Source organism: Roseiconus nitratireducens, from assembly GCF_008629675.1.
Classification (GTDB): Bacteria; Planctomycetota; Planctomycetia; order Pirellulales; family Pirellulaceae; genus Stieleria; species Stieleria nitratireducens.
Map to the genome: position 1 here is coordinate 1 of NZ_VWOX01000001.1, position 26,276 is coordinate 26,276.

20 protein-coding genes are annotated in these 26,276 nt (G+C 61.1%); 8 read left to right on the forward strand and 12 right to left on the reverse strand.

Translation table 11 applies throughout. The features are described from left to right. Positions 1 to 120 precede the first annotated feature (120 nt). The 4 genes from FYK55_RS00005 to xdhC all read right to left on the reverse strand — a co-directional run bounded on the left by FYK55_RS00005 (position 121) and on the right by xdhC (position 4,097). Positions 121 to 405, reverse strand: coding sequence for a hypothetical protein (locus tag FYK55_RS00005; protein ID WP_161604210.1), 285 nt, complete (start codon positions 403 to 405; stop codon positions 121 to 123). A gap of 352 nt (positions 406 to 757) precedes the next feature. Beyond that, positions 758 to 1,432 carry a transposase gene (locus FYK55_RS00010; protein ID WP_150073961.1) on the reverse strand — a complete coding sequence of 225 codons (675 nt, stop codon included), beginning with the start codon at positions 1,430 to 1,432 and terminating at the stop codon, positions 758 to 760. A gap of 31 nt (positions 1,433 to 1,463) precedes the next feature. Then, positions 1,464 to 3,011 (reverse strand): YifB family Mg chelatase-like AAA ATPase, encoded by a 1,548-nt coding sequence (locus tag FYK55_RS00015; protein ID WP_150073962.1) that lies wholly within the window; start codon positions 3,009 to 3,011, stop codon positions 1,464 to 1,466. Positions 3,012 to 3,281: 270 nt separating this feature from the next. Then, complete coding sequence (gene xdhC / locus FYK55_RS00020) at positions 3,282 to 4,097, reverse strand: xanthine dehydrogenase accessory protein XdhC (RefSeq protein WP_150073963.1); 816 nt, start codon at positions 4,095 to 4,097, stop codon at positions 3,282 to 3,284. Between the two features lie 110 nt (positions 4,098 to 4,207). On the opposite strand from xdhC, the gene FYK55_RS00025 reads away from it, so the two are divergent. Further along, the gene (locus FYK55_RS00025) at positions 4,208 to 4,804 is read left to right on the forward strand and encodes a nucleotidyltransferase family protein (RefSeq protein WP_150073964.1); all 597 of its coding nucleotides are present in this window, start codon (positions 4,208 to 4,210) and stop codon (positions 4,802 to 4,804) included. 456 nt (positions 4,805 to 5,260) lie between these two features. On the opposite strand, the gene FYK55_RS00030 is transcribed toward FYK55_RS00025, so the two are convergent. The 4 genes from FYK55_RS00030 to FYK55_RS00045 all read right to left on the reverse strand — a co-directional run bounded on the left by FYK55_RS00030 (position 5,261) and on the right by FYK55_RS00045 (position 10,222). Continuing rightward, entirely contained in the window at positions 5,261 to 7,492 is a 2,232-nt protein-coding gene (locus FYK55_RS00030) for a xanthine dehydrogenase family protein molybdopterin-binding subunit (protein ID WP_150073965.1), read from the reverse strand. Positions 7,493 to 7,549: 57 nt separating this feature from the next. Then, positions 7,550 to 8,116, reverse strand: a complete 567-nt coding sequence (locus FYK55_RS00035; RefSeq protein ID WP_150073966.1) for a (2Fe-2S)-binding protein — start codon at positions 8,114 to 8,116, stop codon at positions 7,550 to 7,552. A 269-nt stretch (positions 8,117 to 8,385) separates the two neighbouring features. Beyond that, positions 8,386 to 8,568 carry a hypothetical protein gene (locus tag FYK55_RS00040; protein ID WP_150073967.1) on the reverse strand — a complete coding sequence of 61 codons (183 nt, stop codon included), beginning with the start codon at positions 8,566 to 8,568 and terminating at the stop codon, positions 8,386 to 8,388. Positions 8,569 to 8,968: 400 nt separating this feature from the next. Continuing rightward, positions 8,969 to 10,222 (reverse strand): DUF1559 domain-containing protein, encoded by a 1,254-nt coding sequence (locus FYK55_RS00045; RefSeq protein ID WP_150073968.1) that lies wholly within the window; start codon positions 10,220 to 10,222, stop codon positions 8,969 to 8,971. Between the two features lie 1,045 nt (positions 10,223 to 11,267). Here FYK55_RS00045 and FYK55_RS00050 point away from each other — a divergent pair. From FYK55_RS00050 to FYK55_RS00065, 4 genes are all read left to right on the forward strand, one after another. Beyond that, positions 11,268 to 14,168: a tetratricopeptide repeat protein gene (locus FYK55_RS00050; RefSeq protein WP_150073969.1), complete on the forward strand. Its 2,901-nt coding sequence runs from the start codon at positions 11,268 to 11,270 to the stop codon at positions 14,166 to 14,168. Further along, positions 14,146 to 16,005 (forward strand): CRTAC1 family protein, encoded by a 1,860-nt coding sequence (locus tag FYK55_RS00055; protein WP_150073970.1) that lies wholly within the window; start codon positions 14,146 to 14,148, stop codon positions 16,003 to 16,005. The genes FYK55_RS00050 and FYK55_RS00055 overlap by 23 nt, the downstream gene beginning before the upstream one ends. A 329-nt stretch (positions 16,006 to 16,334) precedes the next feature. Beyond that, positions 16,335 to 16,637 (forward strand): hypothetical protein, encoded by a 303-nt coding sequence (locus FYK55_RS00060; RefSeq protein WP_150073971.1) that lies wholly within the window; start codon positions 16,335 to 16,337, stop codon positions 16,635 to 16,637. A gap of 112 nt (positions 16,638 to 16,749) precedes the next feature. Continuing rightward, entirely contained in the window at positions 16,750 to 17,427 is a 678-nt protein-coding gene (locus FYK55_RS00065) for a lysophospholipid acyltransferase family protein (RefSeq protein ID WP_150073972.1), read from the forward strand. A gap of 98 nt (positions 17,428 to 17,525) precedes the next feature. Here the strand turns inward: FYK55_RS00065 and FYK55_RS00070 are convergent, their stop codons facing one another. Then, complete coding sequence (locus FYK55_RS00070; RefSeq protein WP_235908305.1) at positions 17,526 to 18,470, reverse strand: TraB/GumN family protein; 945 nt, start codon at positions 18,468 to 18,470, stop codon at positions 17,526 to 17,528. 599 nt (positions 18,471 to 19,069) lie between these two features. Here FYK55_RS00070 and FYK55_RS00075 point away from each other — a divergent pair. Further along, the gene (locus FYK55_RS00075; RefSeq protein ID WP_150073973.1) at positions 19,070 to 19,297 is read left to right on the forward strand and encodes a hypothetical protein; all 228 of its coding nucleotides are present in this window, start codon (positions 19,070 to 19,072) and stop codon (positions 19,295 to 19,297) included. Here FYK55_RS00075 and FYK55_RS00080 read toward each other — a convergent pair. Next, entirely contained in the window at positions 19,267 to 20,052 is a 786-nt protein-coding gene (locus FYK55_RS00080) for a (5-formylfuran-3-yl)methyl phosphate synthase (RefSeq protein ID WP_161604211.1), read from the reverse strand. The genes FYK55_RS00075 and FYK55_RS00080 overlap by 31 nt on opposite strands. A 161-nt stretch (positions 20,053 to 20,213) precedes the next feature. Here FYK55_RS00080 and FYK55_RS00085 point away from each other — a divergent pair, with 161 nt between their 5' ends. Beyond that, on the forward strand, positions 20,214 to 21,428 hold the full coding sequence (locus FYK55_RS00085; RefSeq protein ID WP_150073975.1) for a ribonuclease D: 1,215 nt from the start codon (positions 20,214 to 20,216) through the stop codon (positions 21,426 to 21,428). A 30-nt stretch (positions 21,429 to 21,458) separates the two neighbouring features. Here FYK55_RS00085 and FYK55_RS00090 read toward each other — a convergent pair whose 3' ends face one another. After that, positions 21,459 to 23,282, reverse strand: a complete 1,824-nt coding sequence (locus FYK55_RS00090) for an arylsulfatase (protein WP_150073976.1) — start codon at positions 23,280 to 23,282, stop codon at positions 21,459 to 21,461. A gap of 103 nt (positions 23,283 to 23,385) precedes the next feature. Further along, positions 23,386 to 25,092, reverse strand: a complete 1,707-nt coding sequence (locus FYK55_RS00095; RefSeq protein WP_161604212.1) for a C25 family cysteine peptidase — start codon at positions 25,090 to 25,092, stop codon at positions 23,386 to 23,388. Between the two features lie 140 nt (positions 25,093 to 25,232). Between FYK55_RS00095 and pdxA the strand changes: the two genes are divergently transcribed. After that, the gene (gene pdxA, locus FYK55_RS00100) at positions 25,233 to 26,276 is read left to right on the forward strand and encodes a 4-hydroxythreonine-4-phosphate dehydrogenase PdxA (protein ID WP_150073978.1); all 1,044 of its coding nucleotides are present in this window, start codon (positions 25,233 to 25,235) and stop codon (positions 26,274 to 26,276) included.

Here is a 26,276-nt window from a genome sequence, read left to right on the forward strand (position 1 = left end):
CAGGTCGTTATTAGTCCTGGAGTCTGAAACGAGGTGCGTCCCCTTTACGACGCGGTGAAGTGCCGGGAGGCGACGTCGAGGACCCTCAGAAATGGACAGCGTGTGCGGCAACAGCGTGATTTAATCGCTGCGCCGCCGGTGCCACGCATTAAACAAAAATGCACCGACCATGCTGACCGCGAAGAACACGGCACCACCATAGGCCGCGTAGATGTTAGCCGCGTCAATCCCCGATGGCTCGATTATCAACCCCGTAAAGACGCATAGGAAGATTGCGACAAGGAATGCCCCGATCGTGACCCCGGTGAGCGGGATGGGGTCACCGTCGTGAGCAGGGTCAGAGTCAAGGTCCTGCGTGTGGTCGGTCGGCCGGTAAGGGTTGTCTGACAAAGTTAGCCCCTTCATGCAGCATGCGGCAACGACGCTTTGACGGCAACGACGCCTGCGCCATGCGTTAATCAACATTGCAGCGACAAGGCTGCCTGTGGAAATGAGGGCAAAACCGCAAGCCAAAGCCATAGCGAACCATCCCCCACCTAACGACGCCAACGGCAAGTTTACTGCAAACAAGTAGCTGATATAGAGTCCGCAAATGGCTGCGATGAGGGTGATCTGGGAACCCAGAACGTCAGCGTCACGCTGACTACCGCCAGAGTCGCAGTCCTGCGTGTGGTCGGTTGGTCGGTATGGGTTGTCTGACAAAAGTTAGCCCCAGGTTGCAGCGCGAGCCCCGGGAAAAGGGGACGCAGCTCGTTATTTAACGCGGTGTCGACTTCTTGGGTCGACCGGGAGGCCGGAGTGTATGAGTTAACTTCATTCGAGTTGCTGCTTGGCAAACCCAGTCCTCGTTGCCGAAAGGCCTGCAGCGCTGAACACACTTTCGAAGAGCTTGCAACTCGGATTCGCTCTGAGGCTTGTTGACGTGCGACCGCCAGTTTTTGGGACGTGGCAGCGGCCAATCCGCAAGAAAGTCCGTTTTGGTTGCCTGGTCACGTCCCCACAGGCTGCCCCACTGCCAGTCCTCGGCGCGGTCACACAAACCCGCGCGAAGCGCGTTCCGCTCGACATACCTCAACACCACGAGCAGGTGTTCGTCTTCCTCGATCGGGAACGACTTGAAGCGACCCTGATACAGGTGCCCGGTACCGCCGGTGCCATGGTGGGCGTGCCACCGCATAGTGTGCGTGTTGGTTAGCCAGCGAAAGAAATCCGTCACTTGATGATCCGATTTGGGTCGCACCACGAAGTGCCAGTGATTCGGCATCACGCAGTAGGCCAAAATGGGGAGGTTCACCCGGTCGTATGCCTCTTCCATCACACTTTCAAACGCCCGGTAGTCCGCCGCCTTGTTGAACAATGGCAGGCGAGCCACGGCGCGGTTGAGAACGTGAAAGCAGACTCCGGCAGGACAAGCTCGAGGTCGACGAGGCATCGATAGCTCCTGAAATGAGGTGCGTCCCCTTTTAGGTCCAGAGGTCGCGATCGAGGCTGCGGTAGCCGATGGCTTCGGCGAGGTGGACTTCGTTGATGGCTTCGTCGCCGGCGACGTCGGCGATGGTGCGGGCGACGCGCAGGATCTTGTCGTGGGCGCGGGCAGACAGGCCCATCTCCTCGACGCTGTGGCGAAGCATTTGGCGACAGGTCGGGTTGAGCGGACAATGCTCTCGGATCTGGCGGCTGGACAGATGTGCGTTGTAGCGCACGCCGGCGGACGCATTGCCAAATCGCTGTTCCTGAGCGGCCCGAGCGCGAACGACGTTCTCGCGCATTTGAGCGCTGCTGGTGCCGGGCTCCTGCGACGAAGAGAGTTCCTCAAACGGTACCGCGGGGACTTCGATGTGAATGTCGATGCGGTCCATCAAAGGCCCCGAGATCCGTGACATGTACTTTTCCACTTGCGGGGGTGTGCAGTTGCAGTGGCGTCGGGGATCGCTTCGATAGCCGCAAGGACAGGGATTCGCGGCCGCGACCAACATGAACTCGCTGGGAAAGGTCGTCGAACGCATTGCTCTTGAAATGGTCACCACCCCGTCTTCCAGCGGTTGTCGCATGACTTCCAAGGTCTTGCGGTTGAACTCCGGCAACTCGTCCAGGAACAGAATCCCGTGGTGGGCTTTGCTGATTTCTCCCGGGGCCGGAGGGCTGCCGCCGCCGACCAGTCCGGCATCGCTGATGGTGTGATGGGGAGAACGAAAGGGCCGCTTTGCCAGCAGGGGCTGGCCGCTGGGCAGTTGTCCCAAAGCGCTGTAGATCCGCGTCGTTTCGATGGACTCGCCGGAGCCCAACTGCGGCAACACCGTCGGGATCCGTTTGGCCAGCATCGTCTTTCCGCTGCCCGGCGGTCCGATCATGATCAGGTTGTGTCGACCAGCCGCGGCGAGCGTGACGGCGCGTTTGGCGGATTCCTGGCCGCGGACGTCTCCGAAGTCGACTTCGTAGACGCTGAACTCCTCAAAGAGTTGCTCCAGCCGGCTCGGGGCGGGAGGGATCTCGATTTCCTCGGCGAAGAAGGCGACGGCCTGGGCGAGACTTTCCACCGGAATCACCTCCAAGCCTTCCACCACCGCGGCTTCCCCGGCGTTCTCGGCGGGAACGACGATCCCGCGCAGGTCCGCGTCCTTGGCCGCTTCGATCGCGATCGAAAGGCCGCCTTTGACCGGCCGCGTATGACCTTCCAGAGCGAGTTCGCCGATGATCGCGTAGTGCTCCAGCCGATCCGGAGCCAGCTGGCCGCTTCCGGCCAGCACGCCAAGCGCCACTGGCAAATCGAACGAAGCCGCTTGTTTGGGCAAGTCACCTGGGGCCAGGTTGATCACGACGCGATCGTGCGGCCGCGTGAAGCCGCTGTTGACGATTGCCCGCTCGACCCGGTGGGTACTTTCCTTGACCGCGGTGTCGGGCAGCCCAACCAGAATGGTCTTGGGCATCGCTGCCGGGGAAATGTCCACCTCCACATCGACCGGCATCGCCTCGATGCCTAGCAGCGTGAACGTTTTTAGTCGCGCAAGCATTGCCCCATGCCCCAGCTGATCTGTTGATCCTTGCCGTATTTGTATCTCCGACGCATTTCGCACCGCCGCTCTCATGGGACGTCGGGAAAATGCCGCGAAGATTCGCAACCAAAATGGTGACGACTTCACCCGGCTGAAGCAACCCAGCTGGAAACGCCACTGTCGGGATCCGCTTGAATCGATGCCACAGAGCACACGAAGAGCACCATTCTCGGTGAACTCTGTGACCTCCGTGGCTCGATCGGCCACACGGGATCGGTTCGCCGCCGGTTAGAACTGTTTCGTCTTGTGTCGGATCACACCCAGACGGTCTCTTTCCTGGATCAATTGGGCAAGAATGCTGACGGAGATTTCCGGTGGCGTGTTGTTTCCCAGCGGCAGTCCGACGGGGCAGTGAAAGGAGGCTCGCGACTGTTCGGAGACGTCCAACTTTTCCAGATCACGCCGAAGCACCTTCGCTTTCTGCAGGCTGCCGATCACACCCACGTAGGGAGCCGTTTTGTTTTTCAGGATCTCCGCCAGAATCGGAAGGTCGGTCGCGTGACCCTGCGTCATCAGCAGGAAAAAGCTTCGCGAGTCCAACGGCTGGACGTGGTCAGCTAACGTCTCGCCGCAAATTGCTTCCAGCCGCGGATGCGCCGGAAGTCTCGACAGCCAGTCCGTGCGTGTGTCGAGACACTTGACCGTGCAGGGCAGTTGAAGCAGCATCGGAATGAGACTCTGGGCGACATGGCCGGCCCCGAAGATGACGATCCTCCAATCCAGGCGATTGACGGCTTCAAACAGCAGCCGGACTTCACCGCCGCAAGTCATGCCGATTTCCGACTGCAGGTTCCAGGTGACCAATTGACAATCTTGCTGGGATGACGATTGCAGCATTGCTTGGGCGTGCCGAATCGCGCGGGCCTCCACTCGGCCGCCACCGATGGTCCCCGAGACCAAGCCGTCAGGTGTGACGACCGCCTTGGCGCCCACGACCTGCGGCGCGCTGCCACGGGCATCGGCCAAGGTCACCACGACAAACGGTCCGGCGTCATCCAACAGTTCCTGGACGATGCGCGCGTGCCTGTGGAAGTCGACCGGCATGTCTGCCGCACCTCGGCTGATAAGACTCGGCTGGTAAGATACGAGATCAACGTTTCTCGCACTGGCGAAATCGTTTCAGCAAGTCTAACGAAACTGTCGCACCGTCTGCCATGTCCTCGCAAGCATTCTTCGCCATCGTTCCCGCCGCGGGGGACAGTCGCCGGATGGGACGCAATAAGTTGATGTTGCCCTGGCAGGGCCGGCCGATCTTGCACCACGTATTGAGCGCCTGGCGGGCGAGCGATGTGGACGCGGTGTTGGCGGTCGTTCGAGCGGACGATGATCCGGTCCGAAGCGTGTGCCAGGAACTTGGGGTGAAGGTCTTGTGTCCCACGCCGCGACCGCGGGACATGAAGGAATCCATCCAACACGGATTGCGATTCCTGCAGGAAGACGCACAGCCGACGTCCGGGGATCGGTTTCTGATTGCTCCAGCCGACATGCCTCGATTGTCGTCGGATTTGATCAACCAGGTGGTCCGCGCCAGCAATGGCCGCGACGAAATCGTCTTGCCCTGCTTTGGAGAGCATTTGGGGCATCCGGTCTCGCTGCCCTGGACGCTGGCGGCCGATGTGTTCGAGTTGCCCGAACATGCGGGGATCAATCGTATCGTGTTCGAGCAGCGAAAGTTTGTGCTGGAGTTGCCGGCCGCCGAGATCCTCACCGATGTCGATACGCCGGAGGACTATCGCCGGTTGTGCGATTAAGCGCGGCTGGAACTTCCATCACTTCGTCGCGGCTGTCGCCCCTCCGGGGCTGGTGGTGAAGGGGGCTCGTGAACCGGCGGCCGAGGCCGCCGGCAGGGAGCTGTCGCCCCTTCGGGGCTGGATGCGAGAAGGTTGCTCTTTTGGGGCTGGCGCGTGGAAGTGCTTGGTGGCCTTCAGGGGTCTGGGCGGTGAGGCGGCTGTCGCCCCTTCGGGGCTGGTGGTGAAGGGGGCTCGTGAACCGGCGGCCGAGGCCGCCGGCAGGGACCTGTCGCCCTTTCGGGGCTGGCTGCGAGAAGGTTGCTCTTTTGGGGCTGGTGCGTGGAAGTATTTGGTGGCCTTCGGGGGCTTGGACGGCGAGGCGGCTGTCGCCCCTTCGGGGCTGAAGTCGCGGAATGTTTGTTGCCAGTTTTGGGGCGGGGCGCGAAGTGCAACTTGAAGCGGCGCTCGTCCGCCGCTTCAAGAGAGTCGCAGTGGCATGGAACGGCATCGCGTTCCGGTGGCAGCGAACAGTGCGTTGGCGACCGCCGGCGCGATGGCGATGATCGGTGTCTCGCCCGCTCCGACCGAGGGCAGGTCCGGTCGGTTCAACTGGACGATGTTCAGCTTGGGCAGATCGCTCAATCGGGGAACGCGGTAGGAAGAGAAACTGGGATTGGTGATCTTTCCCTCGGAGAACTCGATCGATTCGGTCAGGGCGCCGCCCAGACCCATCATCAAGGCGCCGACCTGCTGGGCCCGCAGGTTGCGTGGGTTGTGAACGGCACCGCATTCGAACGCCTGGCAAACTTCCACCACGTGCAGTTCGCCGTCGCGGATTTCTACTTCGGCGCAGGCCGCCACGAACGATCCTTTCTCCGTTCCGCACGCCAATCCGACACCGCGTTGGTTCGGTTTTTCGCCTTGTCCCGTCTCCGCGACACGGCGCGGCCAATGGAACGCGTCGGCCGCGGCTTTCAGGACGTCCTTCAGGCGGCCGTCGGCCAGGTGACGCAACCGAAAATCCAACGGGTCCGCATCGCTCCGCGCGGCCAGTTCGTCCATCGCGGATTCTCTGGCAAACGTGTTCGCGGTTGAGGCGAGGGCGCGATACGACCCTTGGCGCAGGGGGGCGTCGCAGCGAACGAAGCGGGTGCTCCCGTGCGGAACTTTGTAAGGGGTTTCGATCGCGGATCCGCCGGAGTTGTAGTTGGTGAATTCCCAGAGACAAAGGTCTCCTGCGGCATCCAGTCCGGCGTGGACGGTGATCACGCCGGCGGGACGAAAGTAAGCCCACGTGAATTCTTCGTCTCGGGTCCACCGCAATGAGACGGGACGCCCGGCAGCTTTGGCCAGTCGCGCCGCCTCCACGGCCGCTTCACCGGTGTGCTTTCCGCCGAATCCGCCACCGGTATCCGGCACGATCACGCGGGCTTGCTGTGGAGACAGGCGAAACGTCTGGCACAGTTCGCCGTGAACGCGAGCAGGCTGCTGCGTGCCGGTCCACACGGTGAGCTGGTCGTCTTGCCACTGGGCGACCGCGGCACGCGGTTCCATCGGCGCGTGTTGGACGTAAGCGATTTCGTACTCACCGCGGACAGTCTGTTTTGCTTTGGCGGTTCCCTCCGCGGGGTTCCCCCACACGTCCCGACCGCGATCTCCTTGCGAGTCGCCGCTGCGTTTGAGTCGATCGAACAACTGGTCGCTGGGAAAGCTTGAACCAGCTTTCCATTGACAAGTTGCCGCGATCGCGTCTCGCGCTTTGGCCGCCCGCCAGCTCGTTGGTGCGGCGCAGCCGATGAAATCTCCGTCGCGCACCACGACCACGTCATCAAGCTGTTGCGCCGGCGTCAAGTCGACCGAGGCAAGGGTTGCTCCGTAGGAAGTCGGACGCAGCACCTTGCCATACAGCATGCCCGGCAGTTGGATGTCCGACGGGTACTTGGTCTGTCCGGTGACCACGGCTGGGCCATCGACCTTGTCGACACTGGTGCCCAGCACGCGCCAGCGATCGATGGGGACGATCGACGCGTCTTCCGACGGGGCGGCATTCAACCTCTCCTGCAAGGCTTCGTCGCGGGCGAGTTCGGAGAGCGAAAGCTGTTGTTGGTCGCCACCGCGGAATACGCCTTCGGAATAGGTGACTTGTTCGGTGTTCAAGTCGAATTGCTCGGCGGCGAATTGATGCAGCAGGCCACGCAACGCGGCGGCAGCGTTGCGAACCCGCGGAACGGTGGATGGAGTCGTTCGGCTGCCGGCCGTGCCCCCGTCATCGGGACAGCGTTGCGTATCCGCCATGACCAGGCGAATGCGGTCGATTGGCAGGCCCAGTTCTTCCGCCGCGGCCTGGGACAGCTGCGTCCGCGCTCCCTGGCCGACCGACACCTTGCTGGTCAGCACGGTCACGATACCGTCGTCACCCAGCTGGAACCTTTGTGACAAGAGCTCCTCGCGTCGTGCGGATCGGCCTCTTCGCTGAGCGTGGGCCGTTCGCGCCGAGACCGTGATCAGCAGCCCGGCACCGACCACCTGCGTGAATTCGCGACGATTGGCAGCGAATCGATAGCGGGGCGGCTCGCGCAGTTCATAACGTTCCACTTCAAGTGGTTCGTCGTCGATCGACAGGTCATCGTTGCTGGGTGAGCGATCGATGAGGGGATCGGAGGACGGTGGATTTAGATCAGGGATCGGGCGGCGATGCGGTCGGGCCATGGCGGACTTCCTGGGAGAAAGAGTTCCATTCGGATCTGGAACGGCAGGCGAGGCAGGCTAGCTTTGTTGCACTGCCTGCTGGACCGCGGCGAGAATGTTTTCGTAATTGCAGCAACGACAAATGTGCTGACTCATCTCAGCGACGATTTCATCGCGAGAAGCGTTAGGGCGTTCTTTTGCCAGAGCGACCGCCGTCATGATGTGGCCGGGGACACAGTAACCACACTGCATCGCCTGATGGTCCAGAAACGCTTGCTGGACGCCGTGCAATTGTCCGGCCTGCGCCAACCCTTCGATGGTTTGGACCTCGGTCCCGCCGACTTCACCAACGGAGGTGATGCAAGAGCGAGTGGGCACGCCGTCGACCAGCACCGTGCAGGCGCCGCATTCTCCTTCGCCGCAACCGAACTTCGTCCCGGTCAGGTGGAAATCTTCGCGGAGGACGTCCAGCAGCGGTCGATCTGGATCGGTGTCGGCGGATTGTCGCTGTCCATTGATTTGCAATTCAATCGTCTCTTCAGCCACCGATTCGTCCTCCGTCGGGTCAGGCAGGAAACGCCGCAGAAGTCTGGCAACCGCGTTGCCGGCAGTCGGCGCCGTGGTCACGCCGGTCCGGTCGATCATACCGCGCCGCGAAGTCACGAATCAAATATGGTCCGGCTTCCTGTTCCCACGATGTGGGTCCGCCGTCACCGCGCCGCTGCGGTCCGGTCTTCAGAGTTTGGGATCGACGGCGACCTCCGAACAACTTCCTCACGGCATGCATCGTGATCGCGACTGCGTCCGGTCGTTGGAAGAGGTTGGAAATGAAAAACGGCCGCCGGTCGTCGTGACCAGCGGCCGTTCATGCATCCAGATTGGATTCTATTTGCACTTGCAAACAGTAAACGATTCTATCCTTCGCCGACCGTATCGTTTTCAGCAGCTTCCATTTCGGCTTCGTATTCCGCGTCCATCTTATCAATTTCTTCTTGGGACATCGTTTGTTCGATCGCCGCAGGTTGCGAGTCATCACATCCGACGGAGCTTCCAAGGCAAAGAATCACGAGAACCGCGGGCAGGAAAATCAATTTCATTGAATAATACTCCAGAAAAATAAATGGTCGTTTGAATGGCATTCATCTAAACGGCGGAAAGGAACTCGCGTTAAGACAATGCCTGACTAGCAGCGTCACATTCCAGCAGAATGCTCGTCAATCACGATTTCGATGTAGCTGCCGTCGCCAAGCGGCGGCAACGCTCAAATCTCACGCGCTGGCGAGCGACGTGACAAGTTTTCGGACAAAGCCCAACGGACAGCGTCACTTTGTGTGAACCGCGTGACGCTAGCCGCGGATTTCTCACATCAACCGGCGGCAGATGCCTTGCCGCTCATTGCACCGCAATTCACGGTGTTGTTGATTGAACGTGGCGCTGTCCAGCGAAGACCGACCTCGCCCGAAACGATCGGGCGAGGTCGTCAGAATCAAAGTCGGGTTACTGATTCAGCTGTTCCTCGATCGTTTCGCTATTGGCGCGTGTACCGAGGGCACCCCAAAGTCCGTACGGGCTGGCGAAACCGGGGCCGTTGGGGCTACCGTCGCGACAAACCGTCGGGGCGTTTTGATCGCCGGATTCGATGCTGTCCGTCAGGAACACGACCGCGCCATCTCCCATCAAGACGTGAGCACCACCTTGGTGGCGACTACCGACGCTGAAGAAACCGTGGTTGCCGTCGCTGTTGTTGCGAACGCAACTGGGACTGTTGGGAGGCAGGATGGTTTGCACGCCTGCATAGGCGATTCGACCGTCACACCAGCGAGCGCCCCGACCGTTGTTGATCCCACCGTTGACGTTCGCCGTTTGCGAAAAGAACTTGGGTCGATTGGGGTCGATGTGGGGTCCGGTGGCACAATTCGCCGGGACGCCGATGTGCTCGGAGCCCGAATTGAAAAGCAAGTCCGTGATCTGCCGGGCGTAGTCGGCATTCACTTCTCGTTTGCCCAACGAAGTCGCGATTTCTCCACAGGCGACGGTGTTGGAAAGGCCGTCCAGAACATCACGAAATTTCATCTCGGTCCGTCCTTGGAAGAAGCCTCGCTGGCCAGCCCGTGCTCGGGTGACCATCCAGTTTTCGTCAAAATCGTTGCCGTTGCCGTTGCCATTTTGGATATAGCCACGCTCGTTCTTTCCGCCATTCCAGACGTAATTGAAGGTGTCACCATAGGACGCCGCGTAGTTGGTGCGGCCGAGTTGGACACCGAACCCGGGGTCGCTGGGGCAACGCAGGGTCGGAATCCGAGTTGCCCACGGGCGGTACTGCTGGCGCCAGGGGGCGGGGCCCATCGGAGGCCACATCCCGTTGGTCACTTGGCCGGGCATCGTGTTGATCCCCGGGGCCAAGTCGGTGCTGGGATTGGAGATTGATTCCCACAAGCCCTGTTGCTCGAAGAACGGCAACAACGACACGAGGTAGCTCAGGCGGAGCCGATTGCTGTTGTAGGTGATGTCACCGTTGTAGCAGCGGTCGGTGCCGGTCATGTTCGTCGGCAATTGCTTGAATGCCGAATGGTAATTGTGGATGGCCAATCCGATCTGCTTGAAATTGTTGCTACACGACATCCGCCGCGCGGCTTCGCGAGCCGCCTGCACGGCCGGCAACAAGAGGCCGACCAGAATTCCAATGATGGCGATGACAACGAGCAATTCCACCAACGTGAATGCCCCTCGCCGCGAAATAGTGCTTCGCATGGATCACTCAAAAATACGAGAAGAGAAAAAGGAGAAACTTCGAATCTGTCGCCCCAGTCCGCAAGAAAATATTGCTAAGGGCCGAAACCGAATGTCCTAGGTTGTAGCCCAATGGAGTTAGATGATGGGGGGATACAGTATAATTCCGGAGTTTTTTTACGGGCGGTTCCGTCTCCGGTCCGGATTAATCGCATTCGGACAACTGCAGGTTGCCACGTTTTGCTTGCCAGGACGGAAAAATTGCGTTGGCACGTGATGAACCGGTGTTCGCTGCGGTTCGTACAGGGGGCATCGATCAGATCGCATCGGGCCCCGCGATTTAGCGGCTTTTGATTGACATGAATGCGACCCAATCCTAAGTTGGAGGGTTGGATTTTCACCCTCTCTGCGTCCTCTGATGCTGCGTTTTCTAGCACTTGTCGTGATTCTGACGTCGACGATCGGCCTCGTGTCGTCGCGGCCGGCGTATGGAAGTTGCGGTGATTGGCTAGCCCACCCGAACGGGTTGGCTGCGGCTGAACGGGCTGCCGACGGGACCGCAGGGCAGTCGCCGTCGATACCGAACCCGCCCTGCAACGGTCCGCTCTGTCGGCGGGCTCCCGCGAACCCGCTGCCCGGGCCGTCGGCACCAACAACGCAGCAGTACCATCACGAGGCGGTGTGTCCGCCCGAGGGTGCTCTCTCTGGTTTCATTCTGGAAACGGAGTTGGCGGGCGAGGATTTTCTTGGGTCCGCTCGTCGTTATCTGGGGCGGATCGACCGGCCACCACGGGCCTGGTGACGCATCGCCGTCAATGGTCATCGTCAGGCGTGCGCCTTGGATGACCCTGGGAGAGCCGCGCCGCCCAGCGTGCGAGGTTTTTCGAATCCGTCGTTCTAGATGAAACAGGCGGATTCCGGTTTCCCCAGGCCCCTGCGAACGCGGGGGCTGATCGGCGATGGCTGACACTGTGATTGATCCGAATCGCGATGCGGTTCGGATCCGCGACCCGGTGTGATGGCACCGGTCGCAGCTGCCACCCGTCTTGTCACCAGGAATGCTTCGATGTCATCGGTCCCCTATGGCGCCGCTCCGGCGACGCCGCGAAAGAAGTACGTGCGTGCCGTCGGCCCACGACTTCGCAAACTGCTGTATTTCATTTTTGTCCTTGTCGCACTTTTATTTGCCAATTCCGGCTATCTGGCTCTGATCACCTTTTTGGAATGGTTGCGCGATCAGACCTATCAGGATTTTTACTACCAATACATGTTCCTGGCTCACTTGGTGCTGGGGCTGGTTCTGATTGTGCCTTTGGTGGTTTTTGGTTTCGTTCACATGTGGAACACCAAGAACCGACGCAACCGCCGAGCGATTCGGATCGGTTACGCCCTGTTCGTGATCAGCCTGTTGGTATTGATCACCGGGATTCTGTTGGTGCGAATCGGCGGGTTTGATTTGAAGCAGCCGCTGGCGCGCAACACGGTGTATTGGCTGCACGTGGCGTGTCCGCTTGCGGCGGTTTGGCTGTACTGGCTGCACCGCCTGGCCGGCCCGCGGATCAAATGGCGAATCGGCATGAGCTTTGCCGGAGTGGCCGGCGTGGCGATCGCGGCGATGGTGGTGTTGCAAATGCAGGACCCGCGGCAGTGGAATGCCGTGGGGCCGGAATCGGGAGTGAAGTATTTCGAGCCGTCGCTGGCACGGACATCCAGCGGCAATTTCATTCCCGCCGATGCATTGATGAACGACGCGTATTGCGTCAAGTGCCACGCCGATATCCACAAGGATTGGAGTGACAGCGTGCACCGCTTCAGTTCCTTCAACAATCCTCCGTACCTGGCCAGCGTCAGCGAGACCCGCGAAGTTTCGTTGGAGCGGGACGGATCAATCCAGGCTTCGCGTTGGTGTGCCGGCTGCCATGATCCGGTCCCGTTTTTCTCCGGGGCATTTGATGATCCGAAGTTTGACATGCTGCAGCACGCGACCGCCAAGGCGGGCATCACCTGCACGGTGTGTCACGCGATCACGAATGTCAACAGTGTCCGCGGGAACGCCGACTACACGATCGAAGAACCCTTGCATTACCCGTTTGCCAGCAGCGACAACGCCGCGCTGCAGTGGATTAACAATCAATTGGTCAAGGCCAAGCCGTCGTTCCACAAAAAGACGTTCTTGAAGCCGTTTCACAAAACGGCGGAGTTCTGTTCGACGTGCCACAAGGTTCACTTGCCCCAGGCGCTCAACCACTACAAGGAATTCTTGCGCGGGCAAAACCACTACGATCCGTATCTGTTCAGTGGCGTCTCGGGTCACGGCGCGCGAAGCTTTTACTACCCGCCCAAAGCTGTCGACAACTGCAGCAAGTGCCACATGCCGTTGGTCGCTTCGAACGACTTCGGCGCCAAATTGTTTGACGATGCCGAAGAGCTCAGCGTGCACGATCACCTGTTCCCGTCGGCCAACACGGGCATCGCCTGGCTTCGCGATCGGGAGGGCATCATCGCGGCGCACCAGGAGTTTTTGAAAGACGTGATGCGGGTGGACATTTTCGGGATCCGCAATGAAGGCGAAATTGACGGCGAATTGATCGCGCCGCTCCGTCCCGAGGTTCCCACCTTGCAGCCGGGGAACAAGTACCTGCTGGAAACCGTGATTCGCACCTTGAAGCTCGGGCACCTGTTCACCCAGGGCACCGTCGACTCCAACGAGATCTGGTTGGATGTGACGGTCACCAGCGGTGATCGCGTGATCGGCCGCAGCGGGGCGATCGACTCGGAGAAAGGAAACGAAGTGGACCCTTGGTCCCACTTCGTCAACGTGTTCATGTTGGACAAGGACGGGAATCGAATCGATCGGCGGAACGCCCAGGACATCTTCACGCCGCTGTACAACCACCAGATCCCACCGGGAGCCGGTCAGACCGTCCACTATGCTCTGGAGGTCCCCGATGACCTGACGGCGCCGGTGACGGTCGAATTGAAGCTGCAGTATCGGAAATTCGATCAGCGTTACATGGATTTCGTCGCGAAGAAGAATGAGCAGTTGGGGCAAGTCATCCGCGGGCATCAGCCGGGACAAGACTATGTCAACGAACTGCCGATCACCACGCTGGCGGTGGACACCGTGACGTTCCCGGTCGACGGCGTCGACGCTCCGGTCGAGAACCAGCCGCGTGAAGTCCCGACCTGGCAGCGCTGGAACGACTACGGAATCGGCTTGCTCTTGAAGGGCAAGGCCGAACTTCGTCAGGCGGAAGAGGCGTTCAAGGAGGTGGAAAAGCTGGATCGCTGGGACGGCCCGATGAACCTGGCACGCGTGCTGAATGAAGAAGGCCGATTGGATGAGGCCGTCGAGGCACTCAATCGGGCCGAGCAATTCAGTGACGCGGAAGGGTTTCCGCGATGGACGTGGGCCTGGCTATCCGGCGCCGTGAACGCGCAGCAAGGACGCTTGGAGGAAGCCGAGCGGAACCTGCGCAGCGTGTTGGAAGATAGCACCGAAGACATGCAGCGGCGCGGCTTCGATTTTAGTCTGGACATCGAAGTGATCAATCTGCTGGGACGGACCCAGTTTGACCTCGGCAATGTGCGCGAACGCCAGCAGCGCGAGGAAGAAAGCCGACGCTATTTCGACGAAGCCATTTCGCGTTTCCAGAAGACGTTGGAGATCGATCCGGAGAATGTGACGGCGCATCACAACCTGCAGCGGCTGTATGAGAAGCTTGGCGACAAGGAGAAGGCGGCCGAGCATCAGAGACTGCACCTGCGGTACAAACCTGACGACAACGCCAAGGGCCGGGCCGTGCGCTTGGCTCGCGAAAAGTACCCGGCGGCCAACCATGCCGCCGAAGCGGTGGTGATTTATCCACTCAACCGCGAAGCCCATGAATCGGAAACCAATGAAACGAAAATCATCGCGATCGAAAACAGCCAGGAGGCGACCCATGTCGAAACCAAAGGCTCCTGAGACGGACCGGTATGAAGAGGAGGAAGTCTTGCGGGACGACGCGGAAATCGGTCGCGCGTTCCGCCGGTCGTTGATTGCCCTGGTGGCGCTGCTGGCAATCGGTGCGGTCGCAGCGTTTTTGCTGTCTCGTCCCAAGCCGTCTCCGCCGGTGAAGGAAACCGAATTGGCCGAGGTCAAAACTCGCCAGTTGCCCGACGTGAAAGTGCCTTCGGTGACATTCACGGACGTGACCGAGCAGGCGGGAATCGATTTCGTGCACAACAACGGTGCCGTCGGGGACAAATTATTGCCCGAAACCATGGGCGGTGGCGTGGCGGCTTTGGACTTTGACAACGACGGCGACCAGGACCTGCTGTTCGTCAATTCCCAGGATTGGCCGTGGGATTCGCCCAGCGACCGGTCGAAGTCATCGATGCTGTATCGCAATGACGGCGGGGAGTTCGTCGACGTGACCGAAGCGTCCGGATTGAAGCTGGCCGACTACGCGATGGGCGTGGCCGTGGGTGACTATGACAACGACGGCCGGGTCGACGTTTTTATCACCAGCGTGGGTGCCAACCATCTGTTCCACAACCTGGGTGAGGGTCGATTCGAGGAGGTGACCGATTCGGCCGGAGTGGGTGGCGAGGCAAATCGCTGGAGCACCAGTGCCGGTTGGTTTGACTACGACAACGATGGCGATTTGGACCTGTTCGTTTGCAACTACGTCCAGTGGAGCCGCGAGTATGACCAATCACAGAACTTCCAACTGGTCGGGGGTGGACGCGCCTACGGTCGTCCGCAGAACTTCGAAGGGACGTTTCCCTACCTGTACCGCAACGACGGCGATGGCAAGTTCGTGGATGTCTCGGAAGAGGCTGGCGTGCAGGTCCGCAACGAAGCGACGGGCGTTCCGCTGTCCAAGTCGTTGGGGCTGGCGTTTTGCGATTTTGACGCCAACGGGACCCTGGACGTGATCGTTGCCAACGACACCGTCCAGAATCTGCTGCTGCGCAACGACGGCGAGGGGCATTTCTCCGAAGTCGGTGCGTTAACCGGGATCGCGTTTGACAGTAGCGGAAACGCCCGCGGAGCGATGGGGATCGACGTCGCATCGTTTCGCGGACGCAAGGCGTTGGCGGTGGCAATCGGGAACTTTAGCAACGAGATGACCGCGCTGTATGTGACGCCGACCGGCCGCATGCAGTTCTACGACGAAGCGGTGTCGACGGGCTTGGGGCCCAGCACGCGGTTGCTGTTGACGTTTGGGCTGTTCTATCTGGACTACGATCTGGACGGTCGATCGGACCTGTTCTGCGCCAACGGGCACCTGGAAGAGGACATCAACCGCGTGCAGCCGAGCCAGCATTACGAGCAGCCGCCGCAAATGTTTTGGAACGCGGGGCCGAAGTACGGAACGGAGTTCCTGCCGGTCGGCCCGGAGCAGGTTGGCGAAGACCTGCTAAAACCGATTGCCGGTCGCGGGGCCGCCTACGCGGATTTTGATGGGGACGGTGATCTGGACATCGTGATCACGTCCACCGGTCGCGCGCCCCGTCTGCTGCGCAACGATCAGCAGTTGGGACATCACTGGTTGCGACTGAAGTTGCGCGGCGACGGAAAACAGTGCAACCGTGATGCGATCGGATCTTGGGTGGAGTTGACCGTCGGTGACGAAGTCTTGCGTCAACAAGTCATGCCGACACGCAGCTACCTGTCGCAGGTCGAATTGCCGATCACGTTCGGGCTCGGCGAGTCCGATCGCATTGATTCCATGGTCATCCATTGGGCAGACGGGCACCGGCAAGAGGTCGATCCGCCAGAGGTGGACCAAATGCAGGTGATCGAGCGGCAGTAACGACCTTGCTTGACTCCCGTCGCGAAGCGGCGTCAGCCCCCCCGCCGTCGGCGCAGGCCGACGGAAACGGCTGCGCGAGACAACACCAGCCACGCCGCGGCGACAGCATCCGCTTCAGCGAGCCGCGAGGCAAACCTCTCCTCGCTGCGCTCGTCCCTGCTTGGAAAGGAGCGTGACGTAAGACGGCTCGACCTACGAGGGGGCGGGCAGCCCGAGCATTGGGGCAGCCAGCGGGTCGGGGCGAGTTTGGGCGGCTGAGGTGACGATGCGGTACATTGGTAGCTGTCCGTCCGTTCGCCGTTTCCGCTTGCCGTTGGTCCGAGGATGCCATGAACGCTTTCGAACCCGAGAGTGCCGGTCTCTGCGATCGCTGTTTGAAAGAACTGATCAGCGGACGCGGCGAATTCTATGAGATCCAGATCGACGCCAAAGTCGATTCCTCGCCGCCGATCCTGGATTCCTCGTCGCCGGCCGATTTGGATTCGCTGGACCGACAATGGGGCGAGGTGATCCGGCAGTTGGAATCAACGCCTCAGGTGGATGCGGAAAACCAGGTCCGGTGCAGGCGGCGGCTGCTGTTGTGCGGCACCTGCTTCCCGCTTTGGATCGACGATCCCACCGGCAGCGGTTGAGCGCCTGCCGCCCGGATTCATCTTGCCGCGATCCAGTTCGCCTTCTATTTAGGACATTGTGAGTTTCACGGTGTCCCCGCCACGTTTTGCTAGCGAACGATCGGACTGGTTCATGAATAAGTGGTTGCCGCAATTGGTGTTCTGGATGGTCAAGTTGCTCAAGGTCACGTGCCGGATCCGGGCGATCAACGACCAGCGACCCGCACTGCGTGCTGCCGGTCAGCCGTACATTTACGCCACTCTGCACGCGCAGCAGCTGGCGGTCGTGGTGTACGGGGAACCGGGAACCGGGGCGATCGTTTCACGCAGCAAGGATGGCGACCTGATCGCCCGCAGCCTGGAAAAAACCGGGGTTGTTCCGATTCGAGGCAGCAGCGGGACCCGCAAAGGCGGGGCGACCGCTTTGCGAGCAATGGTCAATCACGTCGCGTCGGGGAAACCTGTTTGCGTGATGGTCGACGGACCGAAGGGGCCACGCGGCACCGTCAACCCGGGCGTGGCGATGCTGTCGCAAAAGACTGGCGCCCCGGTGATTCCTTTGTTGATGGTCCCGAATCGGCGCAAGGTGTTTGCCAGCACCTGGGATCGCACGCAGATTCCGTTTCCGTTCAGCACCATCGTCGGCGCGTTCGGCGATCCGATGTTTCCGGTTGAAGGGGAAAGCGTGAAGCAATTCACCGCTCGAATCCAAGACAAGTTGGCGGAACTGGAATGCGAACACGATCCTGACGAGGCGGCCGTCACAGAGCAATCGGTCGAACCGACGTCGGCGCCGGCACGAGCAGCCTGACCCGGCCCGGCAAGCGGTCGCCGCGCGGAACCGGGCAGCTCTCCAGCCTCTCGGCACGCGAAGTGGATCGCGACCCGTGCAGGCGGTGCAGACGGTCGTTAGGGCTGACCGTTCAGGTCCCACGCATCCAGCCACGTGGTCTTGCCGGGCTGCATGCCGAATTCATTTTCCAGCCGCTGCGCCATGTCCGACAGGTGACCTGCCCCGTAGAACACCGCCAGCTTTTCCTTGCCCGCGGCCAGTTCTTCCTTTAGCACTTCAAAGGCCTTGGCATTGCGCCCTTTGATCAGGGTGTTTTCGCCGTTGGCATCGTTGATCCCCGCCGTGACCGCTTCCATGTCGACCAACTGGGTCGCCATCGCGTTCTTCATGGCCGTCGGGCGGTCGTCGCTAAACAGCGCCATCAAGACACCGACGTCGCCGCCGGTTTTGGATTGCGTTGCCAGTCCCGCACCCATCATCCGCGCGACCATTTTCCAAACGCTGTCGCCGCGCCGCTCCAGGTCCTTGCTGAATTCTTCCGGACTCATGTCGGCGTGACGGAAGTTGGTGGCCAGGTAGTCGATCAATTCCAATTGGTATTCCAGCCCCAACATGTCCTTCATTCCCGTTTGCATCGACGCAATGATGGAGCGTCGGTTCTTCAGGTCTTCGGGGCGAATCCGGGTGCCGTCCGGGGCGACCAATTCGTAGAGCACCGTGTCGTATTTGGACAGGCGGTTGTTGAGATCTTCGTAATAGTCGGTTTCGCCGATGTGCACCACACCCACCAGGTCCACGATCGCACCGTCGTAGCGGGTTCCGGGCTGACCGGTGTACCGCACGATGGCGGTTTGCAACGCCCGCTTCTTTCCGTCCGCATCCCGTTCGATGCGCAGGTAGGACGGGTCATCGCTTTCGGCGTCCGATTCGGTCTCCGTGCCCGGCTTTTGGACGGCAGTCTTCTCGGCCGAATCGGCCACCGCGGTCTGGGCCAATGAGACGGCCGAACCGAACACGAGCCCCGCCAGTGCTCCCAGCACCAGGATCACAATCGCACGCATGAAAAACACCTTTCGCAGGAGGTGGGGTTGGGTTCAGTCTTCATCGAAACGTTTCTGCCCTTCCGATGCGGCGCCCCTCGCAAAGAAGGCGGACCACCATCAGGGGCGAGCAGACCGGGGTGTCCGCACCGAAACTACCGCAAGCATAGCGCCCGCCGAGACACTCGGCAACTTGATCGCATCGCCCGCCCGGTGGATCCGGAGGTGGACAGGCGTCTCCCCCCCCTCGCAGATCTGTACGCACCGCCGCCGGTTTGGTTCTGGTTTGGGGGATTTGCCCCGACCCTGTTTCCGACGACGAAGCTCGGCGAACACCGCCTCTCTGATTGTTCAACGGGGCACTGAGGACTGACGATTGAGTGTCGCTGAGAATTGATTCGCCGCGGACCGGCGAATCTTGGTTCCAAGAATCCGGCGGTGCCGATTCACTCCGACGCCCCCCGCGGTCAAGGGCCTGCGATCGCGGGGCCGGAAGCCTCCATCCTCCCATTGTGAATCGACCGGACAGGAACGATGATGATCCAAAATAGGATTGCGTCACGGAGCGTCAAATCGCATGGCCGTGTCTCCCTTTTCTCCTTTGCCTGCCGCCTGGTTTCATGGAATTCATCGAACTGACTGGGAAAACGTTGCTTGACGTCGTCAACGAAGGCGAGATCGATTTCAAGCAGCTTCACGATGCCGGGGTGACGGGCGATTCGATCGTGCGCATCAACAAGTTCGGCGAGATCGAATTGCGTCGCAAAACCGAATGGGCGCTGGTCGGCGGTCTGATCGGAAACTTCGAAGAACGTCTTCAAAAAATGACCGGCTTGGATTGGGTTTGAAGTCCGCCTTTTCGCATCTTTGCTGCCGCGGGGCCGTCGAACTGGGCCGCCCACCGGCGCAGCCGATCCGGGCACAACCGGCCTCTGCGATCGCCGTCGCAGACGGCACCGCGAACGGCCAGGCAGTCGGGAAACGTGTCGCGGGACTGCCGGAACCAGGATTGCAGCGTTTGAACATCGGCAAGACCAAGAGAGCCGGCAAGCGCCCACCACTGGGCATGACGCCGGATCTGTGCACCGATTGAGAGCAAGCGTTGCCGGCCGAGCAAAGCCGTGGAGCTCCCCGACGATTTCTGGAACGTGTCGATCAGAATGCGATGCATCCCGCATTCGGCGGCCAATGCAAGAATCGTTTCCGGGTCCAGGGATCCGGCGGCTTCATGGTCGGCGTAGGCCACTGCAACCAGCTCCACCGATTCGGGCAAGGACGCGGTGAGTGTGCCCCAGAATTCACGCAGCTGGTCCGGCCGATCCAGCCCGCTGGGACCCGCTTTGGCGAATCGAAATGATCGGGGCACCGAAGCGGCGATTCGCGTCGCCAGGCCGGGTTCTCCCAGGGCGGCCGAAAGTGCCGGTCGTGGGCCGCCAACGTGCGATCGGCGCTGCAACCAGTCCGCAGCCGCGGTCCAGGTTTCCTTCGACACCGGAGCCAACGCTCCGTCGGCCGGCTCTTTCCAGTCCAAAATCGGAACGCCGGACCGGATTGCGAGCCGGGCTTCTCGCAGGTCACGCACGCTGATCAGCCACGGGGGCATGGCTCTCGCCTTGTCGTCGTTTGGGGTCGGGGGGACTAGGCCGGGGGAGATTCCCATCGCGTTTTCCCAGGGACAACATGAAGGTTCATCGGACACGTCGGATGGTCGTTTGGGGCGGGGAAGGTTAAATTTTGGCCCGACAGATCCCTTGTTTCGATCCAATGACCCGGTCCAGCATAGCCTTGGAATACGAATCGATCACCGCGATCGACGATCTTCGCCAATTCTGCGAGGAATTGGCCGATGCGCCGATCATCGCCTTTGACACCGAATTTGTTTCGGAGGACCGCTATCGCCCGCAGTTGTGTCTGATTCAGGTTGCCGCCGGTGATCGCCTGGCGATCATCGACCCCCTCGCAATGCACACCACGGCTCCGTTTTGGGATCTGCTGGTTCAACCGGACCGCACGGTCATCGCGCACGCGGCGCGGGAGGAGTCCCGGTTTTGCTATCGCCACACGCAGAAGCCGATCGCCGGTCTGTTTGACACGCAGTTGGCTGCCGGGTTTAGCGGGATGGAGTACCCGATTTCGCTCGGCAACCTGGTGCACCGGTTGACCGGTCGGACACTTGCCAAAGGCGAATCCAGAACCAACTGGCGGCGGCGTCCGTTGTCCGACGATCAGATCCAATATGCCCTGCAAGATGTGACCGACCTGCAGGCGATGCATCAGATGCAGCTGGAGAAGATCAACACCCTTGGCCGTCTCGGCTGGCTGGAGGAGGAAACCGAGCTGCGGCAGCGGAAGGTGATCGATCACGAGACCAGTGAAAACTGGCGGAAGGTCAGCGGTTGTGCCGGGCTGTCGCCACGACAACTGGAAATCATCCGCCATCTTTGGCGTTGGCGTGAAAAGCGTGCCAGCACGCTGGATCGTCCGGTCCGCCGGGTGATGCGGGACGACTTGATGGTCGAATTGGCCAAACGCGGATCGGCCGACGTGAAAAAAATCCGCAGCATCCGGGGGATGGATTGGCGGGGCTACAGCGCGCACTACGGTGACATCGCCGCTGCGATCGAAGATGCTCTGGCGGTCCCCGACGACCAACTGCCCCGACGACGCCGGCGTTCACGATCGGTGATCTCGCCGATGCTCAGCCAATTCCTGTCGACCTCGATGGCCTGCATCAGTCGTCAAAACAAACTTGCCCCGTCCATCGTGGGTAACACCGATGACGTGAAAGAAGTCTTGGGATACGAACTGGATCGCAAGGACGATGATGCCACGCCCAGCTTGTTGACCGGATGGCGTGGCGAAATCGTCGGCAAGACCTTTCGCAAGCTTCTCAGCGGTGACGTGGCGATTCGTGTGGCTAACGTCCGCAAAGAACAGCCGTTGGAGTTCATCGAGATCGACGCACCGTCGGACGGCTGAACGCCGTCAGCCTTGCCGGCGTGAACCGCTTCACGACTTGGGCTGCACGGGGTTCGCCGGCAAGCGTCGCAGCATCAGCAAACGCATTTCCGCGACCTGCGATCCGGGAATCTTCGTCGCTTTCAGACGCAACGTTCTCTGGCCCGGTCGCAATTCGATGGTGCCCAGCGACAGGGGCTCCCAGCGACGGACGTCGCCTTCTTGCCGCGGCACGCGATCGTGCTCGGCTCCGATCAGCGGACTTTCCGCGGCGCGATCGATGCGTGCGGTCAGGGACTCCGATCCGAGCGACAATTCGATCGACGCGCCGACGTCTTCCGCCGGACAGGCGTAGTACATCTGGACTTCGCAGCGGCAATGATCCAGGACTTCCACGTCCCACGTGATTTCGCTTTCGGTGTCGGTCCAGTCCAGCAGGTAGGTGCAGTTTGGAAACCGGTTGCTGCGCTGGAGAGTACCGGTGAAGGTCGCGTCCCGTGCCGGCAATTGCGTCCATTGGGCGTCGGGATGGCCGATGGTGAAAGGTCGTTTGCCTGGCGGATAGTCGCTTTTCCAACTGTCTTGCCAAGCGGTCAGCTGCGTCATCATACGCTCGACCACCTCGGGCTTTTGATCGGCAAGGTCATGTTGTTCGCGCGGGTCTTTCAACAGGTCAAACAACTGGCCATTGCTGTGAATTCGATACTGCCCGTTGCGTGCGGTGAGCCGATTTCGCCACTCGCTGAACAGGATCCGGTCAGCAGCGTTGTCCGTTTCCTGGCCGCACAATGCGGCGGCCAGTGAGATGCCATCGACGGGACGATCGGGACTGGCGGCAGCCTGCCAATCGATGCCGGCCAGATCAGCCAACGTGGGCATCAGGTCGATGGCGGCGCCGAACTGTTCGACCGTGGTGCCGGCCGGAATCTTGTCGGGGTAGCGGATCAGGCAAGGCGAACGGAGTCCGCCTTCGTAGGTGGAGCCCTTGCGACCCCGCAATCCGCCGTTGAAACGATGCCCATTGGGTCCGTTATCACTGAAGTAAACGACGACGGTGTCCCGATCGTGGCCCGTCTGTTTCAAGTGTTCCAGCAGTCGCCCCACGTTGTCATCGATGTTCTCGCACATCGCCAACGCGGCACGCGTGTGGGGCGTGTCCTGCTTGGCCGCGTTCTCGGGCACGGGATCCGGAGTGAGTGATTTGTCGGCGAAGCGGTCCCAGTATGGTTGGGGCACCTGCATGGGCGAATGCGGCGTGTTGAGCGCGAGGTACACAAAGAATGGCTTCTCACGCTGATCGCTGATGAACTGGATCGCGTGATCGGTCAGGTCATCAATGATGAATCCTTTGCCGCGCACGATCTTTCCGTTGTGCTCCAACATCGGATCAAAGTAGTTGCCCCAGTGCCCGCTGCAGAACCCGTAGAAATCATCAAAACCACGCGAGTTGGGGTGATAGGGGAATTGCATCCCGCTGTGCCATTTTCCGTAAGCGGCGGTCGCGTAACCGGCTGCACGAAACAGGTCCGCAATGGTTTGTTCGTCGGCACTGAATCGCTCGCCGCCGGTGGAGGTGCTGTAAACACCCATCCGATTGTGGTAGCGACCGGTCAGGAATTCCGCGCGTGTCGGCGAGCAGACCGCGCACACGTAAAAGTTTTGGACATGGGCACCGTCGCGGGCGAGCGAATCGATGCTGGGCGTCGAGAGGTTCGGATTGCCGTGCAGGCTGAGGTCGCCCCAACCCTGATCGTCTGCCAAGACGACGACCACGTTGGGTGAGGCGGCTGGAAGTTCAGCCGCGGAGAAAGTGAACGGAGCGACGAGGGCGCAGAACGTGAGCCAGACCGGGAGATGGGCGGACGTTGTCGTCATCGATCTTGGGGGCGACAGAGGCAGGGACGGGGAAACGCCAAGCGGGGACGCAGCATCCTAGCAGCTGCCGGCGTGGTCTGCCCGTCCGAGGGCGATCCCGCGATCAATCGGTCGACAGCGGAGTCACGGCAGGCCGGGTCCCGCTGGGTGCTGCGACTGGCGTGGCTTCCAACGGCTTGGTTTCCACGGGAGGACGAACGAACGTTTGCGCTCCCCCGGTTGCCCACGTCTGCTCACCGGAGACATGCACGCGGACGGCGAGCACGCCGGACCGAGTCTCCGGCAGCAGCAGTTCAAACTCTTCCGGCCGCTCGGCGCGGATCGGCCGTTTGATCTGCGCCAGTGTGGTTTGGTTGGGGTCGATCAACCGCTGGTCGGTTGTGTCGGCCCGGCGCTCGCCGAGTGGATGGTCCAGCGTCACGGAGCAGACGCCATCGATCGGACAGGTCACGCGCACACGGACCGGGCTGTCGGCATCATGGCCGGTGGCCGTTTCGATCTGGATCGATGCGGGTGGGTGCAGTTCCAGCAACGGATCCCCCAGCAAGCTGTACAGCGCGGCGTGTTCCCGTCGTTCGTCGGCCAATGTCACGCCGGCCGGGCTGACCAGCGTGGCGACGCCGTCGATCATGGTTCGCAATTGGTTCTTCTCCGCCGAGTCAGCTTGATGCAGTTGTCGCAGCGTTTGCATCCAGGCTTGTCCAAGGTGTCGCGCCGCGTTCTGTGGAATTTCGTCGCGACCATAGACCGCATCGATCAGTCCCAGCGTTAGCGATGCGTTGCCGTAGGGCATGGTCACGCGGTTTCCGGCGATCACCGCGATCGGCCCGCCGTCGTGCACCAGCATCTGTTCGGCCAGGCTTTCACTTTGAGCGTCGATGGCGCCGGTGAAGCAACACAGCAAGACGGCGATGGGAGCCGATTGGGGGTCGCAGTGCAGATGCTGAAGAGATTGTCGGTCCAGCACGGGAACGCCGCTGGGCCCCGGCGGGACTCGGTCCAGCTGGTTGACCAGACCGTGCCCGGCGTATACCCAAAACCGACAACCGCGATTGAAGCGGTCGGTGATCGTTTCGGTAAAACGTTTTCGCGGATAGAACAGGTGTCCGGGGCTGCCGTAGGCGATGCTGGTGCGGACCGCGGTGGGCAGCGAGGCGGTGACGATCAAACGGGTGACCGATTCGATGGCCGCGTCGGCCAACATGCCAAAGCCACCCACGCCTCCGACCAGTTCGACACGGTTCCGCCAGGAGGAAAAATCCTGGCTGGTTTCATAGGCCTTGATCCGCCCGATCAAGTTGCTCAGTTGGTCGGGGGTGTCGACCGGCAGGCGTCCAACGGCGGCGTCAGCCAGTCCGTCGGCGTCAAAGTCGCCGTACGGAAAGTCCGTTGCCATCGTGGGCGTGCTACCAAATTTGGCGCTGACCGTGGTCGACACGTAGTGCATCGGAACCTGGAAGTCGGGATTGGCCGTCGATCCGATCGCGGGCGCATCCCCCACCAACAGGACGAACCGAAGCGATGGCGTTTGGACGCGTCGAATTGCCTGGACGACCTGCTCAGCCGACCGAGCCGATTCGACCACCGTGACCTGAATGCCCTGCTGTTGGCGATAGTCGATCCATTCCTGCAGTGCGTCACGAAAGTGCGTCGGGCAGATCGCCACAGCGGCGGGTGCTTCTGCCGCAAGTTTTTCGGCTGCCGGATTCTCCGCTGACGGGGCCTGGCCGAACGCAGGCGTCACGACGACCGTCCCACAGACCACGGTCAGGCACAACCAAATTCGGTGAAATGCGGCGAGATGGCTCAATCGTTTGATTCCGTGATTTCGATCCGCGACGCGATGCAAATTCCCACTCCTGGCACTCAACGTGGCACCGGGAAACCGGTAAGCTCTCTACCGGTTCGCCACCCCTATCTCAACCAATTCGTCGCCAGAACGCCAGTCCAATGTCTCCCGTCCGGTCACCGCACCACCTGAAGCCGCGTGTGGCGATCACCGTGGGAGATGTGGCGGGCGTGGGACCGGAGATTTCACTGCACTGCGCCGCCATGGCGGCGGTCAACGGGAAATGCCAACCCATTCTAATCGGCCCCGCCGAGGCGATGCAGAAGATTGCCTTGAAGCTGGGGCTGACGCTGCCGCGGGTGATCACCGAAAGCGAGTGGGTGGGGCACACCGCCGGGGTGCCGCTGTTGATCGATTGTGGCCAGATTGCGACGCCGGAGTTGCGGCCCGGAAAGTTTTCCGCGGAAACTGGCCAGGCGTCGTTCGATGCGGTCGATCTGGCAATTCGACAGTGCTTGGATGGACAGTTCGACGCGCTGGTGACCGGACCGATCCAGAAAGAGGCCTGGCATGCGGCCGGCACGGGATTTTTGGGGCACACCGAATTGCTGGCCCAGCGGACGCACACGGAAGAGTATTGCATGATGCTTTCCGGCCACAGCGTGTCGTCGGTGCTGTGCACGATTCATCTGCCACTGGTCGACGCCATCGCGGCATTGTCGGTGGAATCGATCTCACGAGCGATCCGGTTGGGCGGACTGGCGATGGAACGCAAGCATGGCCGACCGCCGCGGATCACGGTGCTGGGTTTGAACCCACATGCCGGAGAAAACGGGTTGCTCAGCCACGGCGAGGAACGCGATCTGATCTGTCCGGCCATCGCTGAGGCCCAGCGCTGGCAAGCCGAGCGGCAACTCGGATGGCAGATCGTCGGCCCGGTCCCTCCGGATACCGCGTTCACGCCTGCGATGCGGGCCCGGTCCGATGTGCACATCTGCATGTACCACGACCAGGGGCTGATCCCGCTGAAAGCATTGTGCTTTGACGATGCGGTCAACGTCACGTTGGGGTTGCCGCTGGTGCGCACCAGCGTCGATCACGGGACGGCGATGGATCTGGCTTGGCAGGGCCAAGCCAGTCCCAATAGCATGCTGTCGGCCATCGACATGGCGGTGGATCTGTGTCAGCGGCCTCCGCATCACTGA